The sequence below is a fragment of the Streptomyces sp. NPDC059092 genome (assembly GCF_042756365.1).
Taxonomy (GTDB): Bacteria; Actinomycetota; Actinomycetes; order Streptomycetales; family Streptomycetaceae; genus Streptomyces.
In genome coordinates this window covers 115,050-128,898 of record NZ_JBHZEJ010000002.1, presented here as the reverse complement: position 1 = coordinate 128,898, position 13,849 = coordinate 115,050, and the positions used below count along the sequence as shown (strand labels likewise).

Sequence of the window (13,849 nt, the reverse complement as noted above, 5' to 3'; positions counted from 1 at the left end):
GCCTTCCGTTGCCCTGCCATTCTTCGTGGGTACGATCAGTCGCTCTCATCCCGCCCCACCCTTATCCACAGGCGACGCCCGGCGGAACGGTCGCCCGTACCTGCCTGAGGGCAACCGTTGTGCCCGAAGGGGCGTCCGGGAGGGGCGTTCACTCCCATGAGCCGGGCGCCGCGCTCCCACCGAGATTAATTCATGGTTACGAGGCCTCAGTTGGGCTGTACGAGCCTTGACGTGTCTCAACGGCACCCTCCACACTCATCCTCGTGAACGGTCAGCAATCCACAGGAACGGGCATTCACCGTGCTGCCCGCTGAGCGGCATCGCCGTATTTGTGAGGCGTTGCGCGCCCAGCGGATCGTCTCCACGGAGGACTTCTCCCGCATGCTGGACGTCTCCCAGGAGACGGTCCGCCGCGACCTGGTCACCCTCGAACGCCGCGGCCTGCTGGTGCGGGTGCACGGCGGGGCGACCAACACCGCGGGCGGGTTCGGCGAGGAAGCGCCGTTCGACGAGAGGTCCGGGATGGACCGGCAGGCCAAGGCGGCCATCGGGGCCGCCGCGGCGGCGCTGGTGCGCCCGGGGCAGACCGTGGTGATCGACATCGGTACGACGGCGGTGGAGGTGGCCCGCGCGCTGCCCTCCGACCACCGCGGCATCGTCGCCACCTGCTCGCTGCTGGTGGCCGCCGAACTGGCCGGCCGCCCGCATGTCGAAGTCCTCGTCAGTGGCGGCCGTCTGCGCTCGGGCGATCTCGCCTGCTCCAACGCGCAGGCGCTGGCGTTCTTCGCCGACATCCGCGCCGATGTGGCGTTCCTCGGCTCCGGCGGGGTGGACGCCTCGGCCGGGCTGACGGACTTTCACCTCGACGAGGTGGCCACACGGCGGGTGATGCTCGCCAACACCGTCCGCTCGTACATCCTCGCGGACTCCAGCAAGTTCGGCCGCGTGGCGCCGTACCGCGTCTGCGGTCTGGAGGACGTCGACGGGCTGATCACCGACGCCCGCCCCTCCCCGACGCTGGAATCGGGCATGGAGCGCTCCGGTGGTGTGGTCGTCGTCGCCTAGGGCGGAACGCGAAAGCGTGAGCACATGCAAGAGAGCACATGCGGGAAAAGCGGTCAGGTGACGCGGCTACGTCACCTGACCATGACCGAAATCCCCACCTATCAACGTAAAGGAGTCGATCGTGCCCCAGTCTTCCACACCGGCGGAAAATGCGGCGGTTTCCCCTCTCGCCCCCGGCACATCCACAAGAACTGACGGAAACGCCGCCGCGTCGGTTGCGTCTTCGGCCGCCTCGGCCACGTCGGCCGCCTCGGACACATCGGCCGCCCCGGACACGGACACCGGCAACGCCGACCCGGCCACCGCCGCCGCGGTCGCCGCCGCGTCCGCCGTGGACGGCCACGCGACCGGCTACAAGCCGCAGTTCGCCCGTACCCTCAGCCGCTTCGAGTCGTTCGCCGTCGCTTTCTCCTTCATCTCCATCACCACCGGCCTCTTCACCACCTACGGCACGGTGCTGGGCTCGGCGGGCCCCGCCGGTATCTGGACCTGGCCGCTGGTCACCCTCGGCACGGTCCTCGTCGCCCTCGTGTACGGCATGCTCGCCAGCCGCATCCCGATCTCCGGGTACAGCTACCAGTGGGCCAGCCGGCTCGCGTCGCCCGTGCTGGGCTGGTGGTTCGGCTGGGTGTCGTTCGCGTTCCTCGCGATCGTCGTCGTCGCCGTCGACTACGGGCTGACCCAGGTCGCGCTCTTCCCGCTGCTCGACATCACGTACACCGCGACCGGCGGCGCCATCGGCACCGTCATCGTCCTGCTCCTGCAGATGTCGCTGATCATCTGGTCGACCCCCATCACCACTAAGGTCAACAACATGGCGGTGGGCGCCGAGGTGATCGCCATGGTCGGTCTGACCGTGCTGATCGCGGGCGCCGTCCTCTTCTTCGGCAAGGGCGACTGGAGCAACCTCGGCTCGTACGGCACGATCCCGACCGACGGGTACTACGGCTTCCTCGGCCCGTTCATGCTCTCCGCGCTGCTCGGCGCCTTCACCCTCGTCGGCTGGGAGTCCGCGGCCAACCTCGCCGAGGAGACGCACAACCCGAAGAAGGTCGTCCCGCAGGCCATGGTCCGCGCCATCCTGCTCAGCGGCGGCATCGGCATGCTCTTCCTCATCGTGATCACCGCGGGCGTCGGCGACAACGTCGCCGCGCTCACCGCCGACTCGGCGCCCGTCGCCTCCATCATCGAGTCGACCGTCGGCAGCGCCGTGGCCACCGCCATGCTGGTCGTCGTCTGCATCGCCATCTTCGCCTGCGGCCTGGTCATCATGGTGAGCAACAGCCGCCTCGTGCACTCCATGGCCCGTGACGGACGCCTGCCGTTCTCCGAGACGCTCAGCCAGGTGCCGCGTCCCACCGGCGGTCCGACCTGGGCCACCCTGACCGTCGCCCTCGCGTCCATCGCCATCGTCGCGGTCTTCTCCGGCAACGCCGACGCGCTGCCGCAGCTCCTCGGCGCGGGCACGCTGATGCCCGCCATCCTGTACGCGGGAACGGTCACGCTCTTCATCTTCACCCGCCGCACGTACACGCCGGGCCCTGACGACTTCCAGCTCGGCAAGTGGGAGAAGCCCGTCGTGGCGGGCGCGGTGATCTGGCTCGTCCTGGAACTCTGCATCTTCATGATCCCGTCCGACTTCCGCGGCGCCCAGCAGTACGCCCTGGCCACCCTGGTGGTCGGCGGTCTGCTCTTCGCGTCCGTCTGGTTCACCCGCCGCGAGAAGCTGATGACGCAGCCCGGCCTGGACGGCGAGGGGCTGGTCGGCGACGAACTGCCCGCCGGGAGTGAGGACAAGGCCACCGCGAACGCCACGGCAGCTACGACAGCTACGGAGGCCGAGACCGCCACGGAAGCCACGGCTGACACGAAGACCGATGTGAAGTCCGACGCGAAGTCCGATGTGAAGTACGACGCGAAGACCGACGCGAAGTCCCGTCCGGAGGCCGACTCGCTGTGACCGTGCTCGCCATCGATCAGGGGACCTCGGGCACCAAGGCCCTCGTCGTCGACCCGGTGGACGGTGTCGTCGCCGTCGCCGAGGTGCCCGTCACCCCCGTCCACCTGCCCGGTGGCGGCGTGGAGCAGGACCCCGAGCAGCTCCTGGCCTCCGTCCTGGAAGCCGGCCGCCAGGCCGTCGCCCAGGCCGGGGGCCGCCCCCTGCGGGCCGTCGCCCTCGCCAACCAGGGCGAGACGGTCCTCGCCTGGGACCGGCGCACCGGACGGCCCCTCTCCCCGGCCATCGTCTGGCAGGACCGCAGGTCGGAGAAGCTCTGCACGGACCGCGCCGACGCCAGGGAGTGGGTGGCACGGCGGACGGGGCTGGTCCTCGACCCGTACTTCTCCGCCCCCAAGATGGCCTGGCTGCGCGAGAACCTGACCTGGGACGGGGTGGTCACCACCACCGACACCTGGCTGGTGCACCAGCTCACCGGTGCCTTCGTCACCGACGCGTCGACCGCCAGCCGCTCGCTGCTGCTCTCGATCGACGCCGTCGACTGGGACCCGGAGCTGACCGCGCTCTTCGGGCTCGACGGGGAGGAGCTGCCCCGTATCGTCGCGTGCGACGAGATCGTCGGTACGACGGACGCGTTCGGCGGGCAGCGGCTACCGCTGGCCGGGCTGATCGTCGACCAGCAGGCCGCCCTCTTCGCGGAGGGCTGCCTGACCCCCGGTACGGCCAAGTGCACCTACGGCACCGGCGCCTTCCTCCTCGCCCACACCGGCGACGCCGCGCTGCGTTCCGCCTCCGGCCTCACCTCGTCCGTCGCGTGGCGGGCCCGCGGCGAGACCCCGTACTGCGTGGACGGGCAGGTCTACACGGCCGCCTCAGCGGTGCGTTGGCTCCAGGACCTGGGCTTCGTCTCGTCCGCCGCCGATCTCGACCAGGTGGCGGCGGGCGACGCGGACGGCGTCCTGTGCGTACCGGCCCTCGCCGGGCTCGCCGCGCCCTGGTGGCGCCCCGACGCCACCGCCTCGCTCACCGGTATGACACTCTCGACCCGGCGGGAACACCTCGTCACCGCCGTGCTCCAGGGCATCGCCGCCCAGGTCGCCGAGGTGGCCGGGCTGGTCGCCGCCGACCTGGGCGCCCCGCTGACCCGGCTGCGCGCGGACGGCGGGCTCACCCGGTGCACCACACTGATGCAGGCACAGGCCGACCTCGCCCGGATGCCCGTCGACGTCTACTCGTCGCCGCACGCCACGGCGCTCGGCGCGGCGGCGATGGCGCGGCTGGCGGTCGAGCCCGGGCTGACCCTCGAACAGGCGGTACCGGAGTGGACGCCCGGCACCACCTACGAACCCCGCTGGTCCGAGGACCGGGCACAGGAGTTCCGCGCCCGCTGGCTGGCGGCGGTGGACGCGACTGTGCCGCCGGCCGCAGGAGGAACCGTATGACCGACCTCGACGACAACGACATCACCGACACCAACACCCACTCCGTTGACAACACCAACTCCGTTGGCAGCACCGACAGACCGCCGGCCGGAGCCCCCTACGACGTCGCCGTCATCGGCGCCGGCGTCGTGGGCTCCGCCATCGCCCGTGAACTGGCCGGACACGCGCTCTCCGTGGCGCTCCTCGACGCCCGCGACGATGTCGGGGACGGCACCAGCAAGGCCAACACCGCCATCCTGCACACGGGGTTCGACGCCAAGCCCGGCACTCTCGAATCCCGTCTGGTCCGGCGCGGCTACACGCTGCTGTCCGCGTACGCCGGGGCCACCGGCATCCCCGTCGAGCGCACGGGGGCGCTCCTCGTCGCCTGGACGCGGGAGGAGCTTGACGCGCTCCCCGGGCTGCGCGAGAAGGCCGTCGCCAACGGGTACGAGCAGTGCGAGCCCGTCACCGCCGAGGAGGTCTACCGCCAGGTCCCGGCGCTCGGTCCCGGAGCGCTGGGCGGCCTCACCGTCCCCGACGAGTCGATCATCTGTACGTGGACGACCACGCTGGCGCTGGCCACCGACGCCCAGGCGCGCGGCGCGCGGGTGCTCCTCGGCCACCGGGTGGAGTCCGTGCGGCACGACGAGCACGGCGAAGACGCCGGTACGGGCCCCACGACCACGCTGGTCACCTCGGGCGGCCCCGTCACCGCCCGCTGGGTGGTCAACGCGGCCGGTCTGGGCGCCGACGTCCTGGACGGTCTCTTCGGCCACCGGCGGTTCACCGTCACCCCGCGCCGCGGTGAACTCCTCGTCTACGACAAGCTGGCCCGGCCCCTCGCGGACCGTATCGTGCTGCCCGTGCCGAGCAAGGCCGGCAAGGGCGTCCTGATCAGCCCCACCATCTACGGCAACGTCATGCTCGGCCCCACCGCCGAGGACCTGACCGACCGCACCGACACCGGCACCTCCGAGTCCGGCTTCGCCTTCCTCCTCGACAAGGGAGCCCGGCTGATGCCCACGCTCCTCCAGGAGGAGGTGACCGCCTCGTACGCGGGGCTGCGCGCCGCCATCGACCACGGGGACTACCTGATCGAGCCCGACCCCGGGCAGCGCTACCTGCTGGTCGGCGGGATCCGCTCCACCGGCCTCACGGCGTCGCTCGCCATCGCGGAGCACGTACGGGGCGTCCTGGCCGGGGCCGGTCTGGCCCTGGAGCCGCGCGCCGACCTGCCGGAGCCGCCCGTGATGCCCAACCTGGGCGAGGCGTTCACCCGGCCGTACCAGGACACGGCGCTCATCGCGGAGGACGCCGCCTACGGACGCGTCGTCTGCTTCTGCGAGCGGGTGACCGAGGGCGAGATCAGGGACGCTTTCCTCTCCCCGCTGCCGCCCGCAGGACTCGACGGGCTGCGCCGCCGCACCCGCGTGATGAACGGACGCTGCCAGGGCTTCTACTGCGGGGCGCGGACGGAGGCCCTGCTCGCCGGGCGCGGCACGACCGCGCCGGGCGCCGGGTGCGGTACGCGGCAGCCGTGCCCGCAGGGCGGCCCGTCCCCGCAGGACGAGCCGGTACGGGACGAGCCGGTACGGGACGAGCCGACACAGTACGAGCCGACGCGGGACCGGTCGGCGCCGGACCAGGAGACCTCCACATGACCACGCCCACGCCCGATCCCGCTCCCGGCACCGGTGTGCCCACAGCCCCCCTCGCGGCCACGCAGGCCGCACCCGACGTGCTCACCCCCGACGTCGTGATCGTCGGCGCGGGCCCGGCCGGTCTCACCGCCGCCGCCGAACTCGCCCCGCACCTCCGCGGCGGCGTACTCGTCCTGGACCGCGAACCGTCGGCCGGCGGCATCCCCCGCCACAGCGACCACACCGGTTACGGCGTCCGCGACCTCAAGCGGTGCGTCACCGGCCCCGCGTACGCCCGTACGCTCGTCGGCCGCGCCCAGTTGGCCGGGGCGACGATCCGTACCGAGGCCACCGTCACCGGCTGGGCGGGGGACCGCTCGCTCGACGTGACCACGCCCCAGGGGCGGGTACGGGTCGACGCGCGCGCCGTCCTCCTCGCCACCGGCGCCCGGGAGCGGCCCCGCTCCGCGCGGCTCATCCCCGGCGACCGGCCCGCCGGCGTGTACACCACGGGGCAGCTCCAGAACCTCGTCCACCTGCACCACCGAGAGGTCGGGCGGCGCGCCGTCGTCGTCGGCGCGGAACTGGTGAGCTGGTCCGCCGTACTCACCCTGCGCGAGGCGGGATGCCGTACGGAGCTGATGACCACCGCGTACCCGACGCCCGACTCGTACGCCGCGTTCCACCTGCCGGGGCGGGCGCTGCTGGGGGTCCCGGTGGCGACCGGTACCCGGGTCACCCGGATCATCGGTCACGGCAGGCTGCGGGCCGTGGAGATCGAGGAGATCGCCACCGGCCTGCGCCGCACCGTCGCGTGCGACACCCTGATCCTCACCGGCGACTGGATCCCCGACCACGAACTCGCCCGCTCCGCCGGGCTCGACATCGACCCGGGGACGAAGGGGCCACTGGTGGACACCGCGCTGCGGACCAGCCGCTCCGGGGTGTTCGCCGCCGGGAACCTGCTGCACCCGGTCGACACGGCCGACATCGCCGCGCTGGACGGGCGCCACGCCGCGCGGCAGGTACGGCTCTGGCTGGACGGCCTCGTCCCGGCCGCCGTCACCGTGCCGATCGTCGCCGACGAGCCGTTCCGCTGGGTGGCACCCGGACTGCTGCGGGTCGGTGACCCGGCGCCGCCGCGTGGCCGCCTGCTGCTCTGGACGGACCGGCTGGTCCGGGCACCCCGGGTGACGGTCCGGCAGGGCTCCCGGGTCCTCAACCGGCGGATGGTGCCGTGGCCGGCGTCGCCGGGGCGGGTCTTCCGCGTGCCGTGGAATCTGCTGCGCGGTATCGACCCGAAGAACGGGCCCGTACGGATCGGACTGTGAATTCGGCTCCTGGATTTCCCTGAGAATTCGCTCATGCCTCCCGTGGCCGACCCACGGAATCTGCCGATTTCCCCGCTCGGGAAGCCCGCTCGGTATTTCTTCCGTCGAAGCCGGCGGCTCCGGCGTGCGAAGAAAAAGCGAGCAGACCGAGCGGAGGGAGAATCCCATGAGCCCGCGCAGGATCATCCCTCCTGAAGTCCGTGCCCGCGCGGCGCGGGAGGCTATTTGCTCAGCACGTTCGCGCCCACGATGAAGAACCCGAGCAGCATGTCCACCCCGCCGGCCCGGCAGGACGAGACCCACCCCCGCCCCGCGACCCGCGCCGCCCACAGCCCCCATCCGAACAGTGCGACGGTGTTGACGAACAGCGCGGCATCGATCGCGGCGTCCTCGCTCCACCAGCCCCCGTACGCGCCGAGCAGCACCGCCACCGTGGGTACCACGGCGGCCACCAGCGGCCACTCGGTCAGCACCGACCGCGCGGTGCCGGCGGTGACCGTGGTCTCCCCGGCCGTGCGGTGCGCGATCGCGTGCGCGTAACCGTGCGCCGCCGCCGAGGCGAGGGCCGCCAGCAGCACCCACACCGCGTCGTACCCGGGATCCGGCCGCCCGCTGTCGTGATCCAGGGCCGCCACCAGCACACTGGCGAGCACGGTCCCGTACACCCCGCCGAACAGCAGCCGTTGCAGGGGCTCCGCGCGGCGCCGGGGAGGGCGAGGGACGGAGGGACTGGACAAGGGGCCGCCTCTCGAAGGGGTGGGAACGGGGGCGGAACGGCGGGAGACGCGCGCCGTCACCCGCTCCGGGAGATGTAACAGCATCCGGCATCGGCCGCCGGTCAGGCGCTCCAGCGGGGCCGCGCCCGTGACCTCGCCGGACGGACGGACGGACGGGCGGCCCCGCCCAGGGCGTGCCGCGGGCCTCCAACTACCCCGCCCGCAGCAGGTATCCCACACCGCGCACCGTGTGCAGCAGCCGGGGCAGGCCGCCCGCCTCCGTCTTGCGGCGCAGGTACATCACGTACACGTCGAGCGTGTTGGAGGCCGGCTCGAAGCCGAGCCCCCACACGGCGCGCAGGATCGCCGGCCGGGGGAGCACCTGGCGCGGGTGGGAGACGAAGAGCTTCAGCAGCGCGTACTCGGTCCTGGTGAGGTCCAGCCGGCACCCGGCACGGGTGGCGTGCCGGGCACGCGCGTCGAGGGTGAGGTCCTCGTACAGGAGCCGCTCCGGGCCGGTGGCCCCGGCGGCCGTCGCCGCACCGCCGCCGTCACCCGCGCCGTACGCGCGCCGGCGCAGCAGCGCCCTGACCCGTGCGAGCAGTTCCTCCGGCGCGAACGGCTTCGTCAGACAGTCGTCGGCGCCGTTGTCGAGCCCGACGATACGGTCACCGACGGAGCCCCGCGCGGTGATCATCATGATGGGGACGGTGTCGCCGCTCGCGCGGATGCGCCGCGCCGTGGCCGGCCCGTCGAGGCCCGGCATGGCGACGTCGAGGAGGATCACGTCGTACGGCAGGTCCTGGGCGGCCCGGAGGGCGTCGAGGCCGTTCTCCGCGGTGCCGACGGCGTACCCCTCGTACGTCAGCGTCCGCTTCAGGGCGTCGCGCACCGCGCGCTCGTCGTCCACGACCAGGATCCGGGCGGTGGTGTGCATGCGCGCCAGCCTCGTCCGCGAGTCTGTGTGCGGGCTGGGCCCGGCGTAGGAGTGGGCTGGGAAGCCGGGCGCGCGCGGGGAGCCGGGGGTCCGTGCGCGGGGGAGCGGGTGGGCACGGGAAATGCGGCATAAAAAATACCCCGCTACCGAATTGACGGCCGGGGTGGGACTCTGGGTATATTGCTTGTTTCCGTGTCTCGTGCGCTCCAACTGGCCGAGACGGGAGATCAATTCATCAAGGATCAGCGTATCGGACAGGGGCTGCATTGTCAACCGAGGCATCTTCCGGGGAATTGCGGAACGAGCAGCAATTCGTCTCCCTCCTCTATGACCGGCTCGACGCTCTGAGGGAGCAGGCCGAATCGGCGATGGACGCGTCGGCCGGCCAGGTCAGCACCGTACGGCAGGCCAGGGTCGAGCGGGACGTCAGCGTCGCGGAGTACGCCGGCCGCATGTCCACCCTCAATGCCGTGGAGTCCGGGCTGTGCTTCGGCCGGATCGACCTCCACGACCGGACGTCCGAGGGCGCGGACCGGGGCGAGGGCGAGGACGCGGACCAGGGCGAGGACGCGGAGACCCCGGCCACCGTGACCCACCACATCGGACGCATCGGCATGCGCCGCGACGACGCCGAGCGGACCCCGCTGCTGATCGACTGGCGGGCCCCCGTGGCACGCCCCTTCTACCTCGCCACCGGTCACACCCCGATGGGGCTGCGCCGCCGGCGCCACATCACCACCCAGGGGCGCACGGTCACCGCGCTCCACGACGAGATCATGGATCTCAGCGACACCACCCGCACCGGATACGAGGACCCGGACGGCGACGCCGTCCTCCTCTCCGCGCTCAACTCCGCGCGTACGGGCCGGATGAGCGACATCGTCCAGACCATCCAGGCCGAGCAGGACCGCATCATCCGCGCCCCGCACCGCGGCGTCCTGGTGGTCGAGGGCGGCCCCGGCACGGGCAAGACGGCCGTCGCGCTGCACCGTGCCGCGTACCTCCTCTACGCCTACCGTGAGCAGCTCGCCCGCCGCGCCGTCCTGATCGTCGGCCCGAACCCGGCCTTCCTCGGCTACATCGGCGAGGTGCTGCCCTCGCTCGGCGAGACCGGTGTGCTGCTGGCCTCGACCGGCGAGCTGTTCCCCGGCGTGCACGCCACCGGTACGGACACCCCGGAGGCCGCCGAGGTGAAGGGCCGGGCCGCGATGGCGCGCGTCCTGGCCGAGGAGCTGCGGGACCGGCAGACCCTGCCGGACTCCGTCATGGAGATCCCGCACGAGGAGTACGGCACCCTGCCGCTGGACCGTGCCACGGTGTACGAGGCCAGGCAGCGCGCCCGCGACACCGGCCTGCCGCACAACCTGGCGCGGCCCACCTTCGCCTTCCGGATCATCGACGTGCTCACGGCCCAGCTCGCGGAGCGGATCGGCACCGACCCGCTCGGCGGCGACAACCTCCTCGACCCTACGGACGTCGCCCAGCTCGGCAAGGAGATCGCCACCAGCCGTGACGTCCAGGCCGCGATCGACACGCTCTGGCCGGGCCTCACCCCGCAGCGGTTCGTCGCGGACGTCCTCGCGGCGCCCGTACGGCTCGACTCGCGCGACGCCGCCGCCGTACGCCGCCCCGGCCCCCGGACCGGCGCCGACGCCCGGATCGACTGGACCCCCGCCGATGTGCCGCTGCTCGACGAGGCGGCGGAACTCCTCGGCGAGGACGACGCGGCGGCCCGCGCCGCCGCGGCGCTGGAGCGCCAGGAGCGCGTCGCCTACGCGCAGGGCGTGCTGGAGCTGTCGTACGGCTCCCGTACCCAGGAGTTCGAGGACCAGTCCGACGAGGACTCGGAGGTCCTGGCGGCGCACGACATCATCGACGCCGAGCGGTTCGCGGAGCGCCACGAGGAGACCGACACCCGCAGCGCCGCCGAGCGGGCCGCCGCCGACCGCACATGGGCCTTCGGCCACATCGTCGTGGACGAGGCGCAGGAACTCTCCGCGATGGCCTGGCGGTTGCTGATGCGCCGCTGTCCGAGCCGGTCGATGACCCTGGTCGGGGACCCGGCCCAGACGGGCGACGCGGCGGGCTGCGACTCCTGGGGCCAGATCCTGGAGCCGTACGTCCAGCAGCGCTGGGAGCTGACGAAGCTCGGCGTCAACTACCGTACGCCGGCCGAGATCATGGAGGTCGCGGCCGAGGTACGACGGCTGACGGACCCGCTCTTCGAGCCGCCGAGGTCCGTACGGTCGACGGGCACCGGCCCGGTCGTCCGCGCCGTGGACCGGGCCGAGCTGGCCCGTACGGCCGCGCGGCTGACGGCCGAGCGGCCGGGCGCGGAGCCCGGTGAGGGCCGGCTCGCGGTGATCGCCCCGACCGCTCTGCTGCCCGCCCTGGCGGCCGAACTCCCCGACGCCTCCTGGGGGGTCGCCCCCGACCTGACCCGGCCGGTGGTCCTCCTCGACCCGCGTCAGGCGAAGGGGCTGGAGTTCGACACGGTGATCGTCGTGGACCCGGAGGCCATCATGGACGGCTCACCGCGCGGCACGAACGACCTGTACGTGGCGCTGACGCGGTCGACGCAGCGGCTCGGGATCGTCAGGGACAGGGCGGTGCCTTCCCGGCTCAGGACGGCGTCGGCCGCACAGGAGCTGGACGGGCCGGCGGCGGCCGCACAGGAGCCGGACGGGCCGGCGTCGGGCTCACGGTAGGGCGGTGCCTCCCCGCCGCGAAGGCCGCCCGCCGACGTCCACCCCGCCGGCGGCCCCCGGCGGGCGGGCGCCCGCGACCGGGGCCGCCCGCCGCCGGGGGCTTCGCGCCGCTTACGAGCCGCAGCCGGTGCGCCCCGGTGCGGCCGGGCAGATCCGGGCGGCGAAGCCTCCGTTCGCGGGTACGCCGACCGTCAGGCGGGAACCGGCGGTCACCTCGCGGGTCTCCACGGCGAGCCCGCCACCGGGGGCGTCGGTGTAGAGGTCGACGAGCCACGTCCCCGGGCCCAGGAAGCGCAGCGGCTCGTCCAGGGCGCGCGCCGTGCCGGAGGTGATCGCGCCCAGGAACCACTCGCCGTCCGACTCGCGGGCCAGTACGGCCCGGTCCCCGGGGGCGCCGTCGACCAGCCGGGTGTCGTCCCAGACGGTGGGGACGCCGCGCAGGAAGCGCCGGGCGAGGGGCTTCTCCTCGTACGACTCGACGCTGTCGGCGAGGTGCTGCACCCCGGACTCGTACACCACCGACAGCGCCAGTTCGGCGGCGTCACTGGTGGGGCGTACCCCGGTGAAGGTGACCGGGGTGAAGTCCATCGGGCCGATGAGGTTCCGGGTGAACGGCAGGGTCGTGTAGTGCGCGGCGGGGAAGGGCTGGCGGCCTGGCTTGGGCCGGGTGCCCTCGGCGCCCCGGACGGCCTCGACGCTCATCAGCTGGGGCCAGGTCCGCTGCTGGCCGCGCGGGACGGTCCCGCCGTGGAAGTTGAGCATCAGCCGGTTCTCCGCCGTCGCCCGGTAGACCGCGTCGTACCAGCGCATGCGGTCCTGGCCGTCGGACTCCATGAAGTCGATCTTCAGGCCGACGACTCCCCAGGACTTCCAGAGCGGGAGCAGCCGGTCGAGTTCGCTCTTCGCGTCGATGGTCTGCCAGCGCGCCCACAGCCAGATGCCGACGCCCTTCTCCTCGGCGTAGGCGGTCAGTTCGGGCATCCAGTCGTTGCTCCAGCCCGAGTCGACCAGCACGTACTCCCAGCCCTCGCGGGCCGCGAAGTCCACGAACTTCTTCTGCTTGTCGAGGCTGGCCGGGCTGGAGCCGTCGGACCACCAGGACCAGGCGGCCCTGCCGGGCTTGATCCACGAGGTGTCGGCGACCTTCGAGGGTGCGGCGAGGTCCGTGGTCAGATCGCTCTCGGTGACGGTGGCGAGGTCACCGATGACCATGGTGCGCCACGGGGTGGCGAAGGGGGCCTCGCTCACCTCCGCCGGATCGGGGAGGGTGAGCCGGAAGCGGTCCTGCCCGGCGCCGAGGGTCAGCCGGGATCCGCCGTAGGAACGGTCGAGCCCGGCCTCACCGATCAGCAGCCAGCTGCTCTCCACCCGGAACAGCGACGGGTAACCGTAGTCGCCGGTCTTCGCCGCCGCGACCGTGGTGTGCCGGTGGACCGACTCGTAGTCCTGGCGCCCGTTGTCGTACGGCAGCAGATACGCGTCGGCGGTGCCGGGTACGGCGTACTCCGAGGCCTCGCCGAGCACGGTGACCGTGCCGCTGCCGGGCAGGGCGTAGCGGTAGGCCACCCCGTCGGGGGAGATCCGCAGGGTGACCCGGAGTTCGCGGCCCCGCTTGCTGAAGGTGAAGACGGACTCGGCCGCGTCCGCGGTGTGCCGGGTACGGCTGCCGGTGGTCGTCGTGTACGTCTCGTGGACCCGCCGGTCGCGCCGGCCCTCGTAGCGCAGACCGCCCGTGAAGTCGGTCTCCGCCGTGCGGATGCCCAGCGCCGAGGGGCGCAGGACGGTCGTACGGCCGTGCCGTGCCGTCAGCGTCAGCCCGCCGGAGGTGGTGAGTGCCAGGTCCGCCCCGACCTGGTCCCGGCCGCCGCCGGGCGCCTCAAGACGCCAGGAACGGGCCTGTTCCGCCGCGCCGTCGCGCCCCTGCGAGGCGGCCCCGGGGGACGCCGGGACGAGTAACGCGGCCACACAGGCCGCCCCCGTCAAGGCTCTCGTGACAGTGGATCGTACGAAGCGCATCGTGCCTCCTGTGAAGTCGGCTCGCCATGTCGTGCGCCAAGTCATCGGATATATC

At 72.8% G+C, this 13,849-nt stretch carries 9 protein-coding genes; 6 read left to right on the top strand and 3 right to left on the bottom strand.

Annotation, left to right across the window (positions count from 1 at the left end; genetic code table 11):
* Positions 1 to 300: 300 nt before the first annotated feature.
* The 5 genes from ACFXPL_RS02015 to ACFXPL_RS01995 all read left to right on the top strand — a co-directional run bounded on the left by ACFXPL_RS02015 (position 301) and on the right by ACFXPL_RS01995 (position 7,417).
* On the top strand, positions 301 to 1,065 hold the full coding sequence (locus ACFXPL_RS02015) for a DeoR/GlpR family DNA-binding transcription regulator (RefSeq protein WP_384910916.1): 765 nt from the start codon (positions 301 to 303) through the stop codon (positions 1,063 to 1,065).
* A 121-nt stretch (positions 1,066 to 1,186) separates the two neighbouring features.
* Positions 1,187 to 3,025: an amino acid permease gene (locus ACFXPL_RS02010; protein WP_384910913.1), complete on the top strand. Its 1,839-nt coding sequence runs from the start codon at positions 1,187 to 1,189 to the stop codon at positions 3,023 to 3,025.
* Positions 3,022 to 4,464, top strand: a complete 1,443-nt coding sequence (locus ACFXPL_RS02005; protein ID WP_384910911.1) for an FGGY family carbohydrate kinase — start codon at positions 3,022 to 3,024, stop codon at positions 4,462 to 4,464. Before ACFXPL_RS02010 ends, ACFXPL_RS02005 begins: the two co-directional genes overlap by 4 nt.
* Positions 4,461 to 6,107 carry an FAD-dependent oxidoreductase gene (locus ACFXPL_RS02000; RefSeq protein WP_384910908.1) on the top strand — a complete coding sequence of 549 codons (1,647 nt, stop codon included), beginning with the start codon at positions 4,461 to 4,463 and terminating at the stop codon, positions 6,105 to 6,107. The genes ACFXPL_RS02005 and ACFXPL_RS02000 overlap by 4 nt, the downstream gene beginning before the upstream one ends.
* Positions 6,104 to 7,417 carry an FAD-dependent oxidoreductase gene (locus ACFXPL_RS01995; protein WP_384910907.1) on the top strand — a complete coding sequence of 438 codons (1,314 nt, stop codon included), beginning with the start codon at positions 6,104 to 6,106 and terminating at the stop codon, positions 7,415 to 7,417. Before ACFXPL_RS02000 ends, ACFXPL_RS01995 begins: the two co-directional genes overlap by 4 nt.
* A gap of 221 nt (positions 7,418 to 7,638) precedes the next feature.
* Here ACFXPL_RS01995 and ACFXPL_RS01990 read toward each other — a convergent pair whose 3' ends face one another.
* Together ACFXPL_RS01990 and ACFXPL_RS01985 are read right to left on the bottom strand one after the other, a co-directional pair.
* Positions 7,639 to 8,154, bottom strand: coding sequence for a hypothetical protein (locus tag ACFXPL_RS01990; protein ID WP_384910904.1), 516 nt, complete (start codon positions 8,152 to 8,154; stop codon positions 7,639 to 7,641).
* 190 nt (positions 8,155 to 8,344) lie between these two features.
* Positions 8,345 to 9,070, bottom strand: coding sequence for a response regulator transcription factor (locus ACFXPL_RS01985; protein WP_384910901.1), 726 nt, complete (start codon positions 9,068 to 9,070; stop codon positions 8,345 to 8,347).
* 293 nt (positions 9,071 to 9,363) lie between these two features.
* On the opposite strand from ACFXPL_RS01985, the gene ACFXPL_RS01980 reads away from it, so the two are divergent.
* Positions 9,364 to 11,778, top strand: coding sequence for a HelD family protein (locus ACFXPL_RS01980; RefSeq protein WP_384910898.1), 2,415 nt, complete (start codon positions 9,364 to 9,366; stop codon positions 11,776 to 11,778).
* A 111-nt stretch (positions 11,779 to 11,889) separates the two neighbouring features.
* Here the strand turns inward: ACFXPL_RS01980 and ACFXPL_RS01975 are convergent, their stop codons facing one another.
* Positions 11,890 to 13,794, bottom strand: a complete 1,905-nt coding sequence (locus ACFXPL_RS01975) for a glycoside hydrolase family 97 catalytic domain-containing protein (protein ID WP_384910894.1) — start codon at positions 13,792 to 13,794, stop codon at positions 11,890 to 11,892.
* Between the last annotated feature and the right edge of the window lie 55 nt (positions 13,795 to 13,849).

What these genes read in the sequence shown, in the direction of transcription:
- ACFXPL_RS02000 (WP_384910908.1), top strand. Translation starts at nt 4,461, where the DNA reads ATGACCGACCTCGACGACAACGACATCACCGACACCAACACCCACTCC.
- ACFXPL_RS01995 (WP_384910907.1), top strand. Translation starts at nt 6,104, where the DNA reads ATGACCACGCCCACGCCCGATCCCGCTCCCGGCACCGGTGTGCCCACA.
- ACFXPL_RS01985 (WP_384910901.1), bottom strand. Translation starts at nt 9,070, where the DNA reads ATGCACACCACCGCCCGGATCCTGGTCGTGGACGACGAGCGCGCGGTG.
- ACFXPL_RS01975 (WP_384910894.1), bottom strand. Translation starts at nt 13,794, where the DNA reads ATGCGCTTCGTACGATCCACTGTCACGAGAGCCTTGACGGGGGCGGCC.